Source organism: Synechococcus sp. R55.7, from assembly GCF_047461955.1.
Taxonomy (GTDB): domain Bacteria; phylum Cyanobacteriota; class Cyanobacteriia; order Thermostichales; family Thermostichaceae; genus Thermostichus.
The window spans coordinates 1-1,712 of the sequence record NZ_JANSIC010000327.1 but is presented as its reverse complement, the minus strand read 5'-3'; the positions used below and the strand labels follow the sequence as shown (position 1 = coordinate 1,712).

At 53.8% G+C, this 1,712-nt stretch carries 2 protein-coding genes; both read right to left on the bottom strand.

Annotated features, from left to right (window positions below):
- Positions 1–133: 133 nt before the first annotated feature.
- The gene (locus NW820_RS12220) at positions 134–781 is read right to left on the bottom strand and encodes a thermonuclease family protein (RefSeq protein WP_414398898.1); all 648 of its coding nucleotides are present in this window, start codon (positions 779–781) and stop codon (positions 134–136) included.
- A gap of 450 nt (positions 782–1,231) precedes the next feature.
- On the bottom strand, positions 1,232–1,712 hold a 481-nt coding region (locus NW820_RS12215), incomplete at its 5' end, for a YqeG family HAD IIIA-type phosphatase (RefSeq protein WP_414407626.1).

Sequence of the window (1,712 nt, the reverse complement as noted above, 5' to 3'; positions counted from 1 at the left end):
TTATACATTATTTTCAGTATAGTTGAGCTTATTATTGACTAGAGTCATGCTCTCACCGACCGGCGGAAGATGGCTGTTGAGATTATTCTCAACAAACAGGCCGGCAATTCCAGCTCTGGGTTTGGCTTGGTCTCTAGCGAGGGCCGTAGGTTGTCCAATAGCCGCGTCCTTGTCTTTTGGCTGCATCGGCAGCTTCAGTAAGAATGGGGCCGTACTTCAAGCCATCGGTTTGTGGCGACAACAGGCCATGCCCCAAAAACAGCATTTCCTGGTTGATGAGGGTATTGGCTTGCCAAACGTAGGCAGGCAAGGTGGGAGCAGGGGCTAGGGCAGGATCCAACTCCAAAAACACCTCACGTCCCAGCAGAGCAGTCTGCAGATATTGGCCAGCATTGTAAACTGCCAGAGGGGTTTGTCCGCGCAACTCTGTCCAGTTGGGGTTGATCGGGTCAGGCAAGGGATCGATCCCAATCAGTTGCACCAGCCGCAAATTCAAGTCTCCTTCAAGCTGGACAACCAGGGTGTTGTAGTTGACCACCCGAAACACGGTTGCACGTTTGAGGTCGCGCAGATCTGGACGCGCCACCAATGTTAAAGCCCAACCGGGCAATGTCGAGAATATCAACGGCAAGGCCAGAAAGCTGCCCAGCTTGATCAGGCTCCGTCCATTGGATGCCAGCAGGGATCTGGAGCGGGGGGAAGTCGGAGCAGAACGCAGGGATTTTTGCAGCATGGACTTTAGCCGTTGCATGGCGGACTTGACAATAGGGATGGTTCGCATGCTTGACCTTTGGATCTCACACCGCCCTCACACCGCCGCCTACTGGGCTTCAACGCGGGATCCGGCTCACCTGCCGTCACTCTACAAAAAATTGGGGCAGATGGGTCAGGTCTGGAAAATCTCTCTCGATTTTTGTCTTGATTTTTAGATGTGCTACCCATCCGGTCAGCAGTTGTCAGCGCTGACAACCTGTGGTTGGTCATTTCGATTCAAACTGGGACACTGTACCCACACCTAAAACATGCATGAAACATGCATGGGGCCACAGGGCTTTTCTCAGCTGCCCAGGCGTCTCACCCTAAACTGAAGTGACTAAGTCCTTCCGAGCAGCAGGATTGTCTTTTGGTCTTCTCTCTTTGCGAAGGAAAGGGGGAGTGCTTGGAAACCTTTTCAATTCAGTTTGAAACAATTACAGTTGTCCAACTCTCAAATCTCTCAAAAGCGCAGCCCCTAGAGGGTAGCAGGGTTCTTTTCGACTGCTTCGGACAAGAGGGAGTTGACCAGCACGGTTACCAACCCCAGTCGATTGCCCGCCAAAATATCCGTCAACAGGCGGTCTCCCACCATAGCCACTGCTTCTACCGGCAAGCCCATCTGGGCTACGGCCCGCCGCAAAGCCCGCCGTGAGGGTTTCCCGGCCCGGTGAATGTAAGGCAGATCCAGGCTTTCTCCGATTTGTTGGATGCGGCTGCGATTGAGGTTGTTGCTCACCAGCCAAATTTGAAAGTGCGGACGCAACTGCTCCAGCCAAGCAGCCACAGCGGGATCCACCTCAACCTGTCGGCTCGGCACCAGTGTACCGTCTACGTCAAAGATGATGCCTTTTACCTGCCAGGCCCACAGGTCTTCTGCCCGCAACTTTAAGACAGTGCCGGCCACCACCAGATCCGGTTGCAGGAGCTTGAACCAAGGTTTGTGTACCATCCGCTCC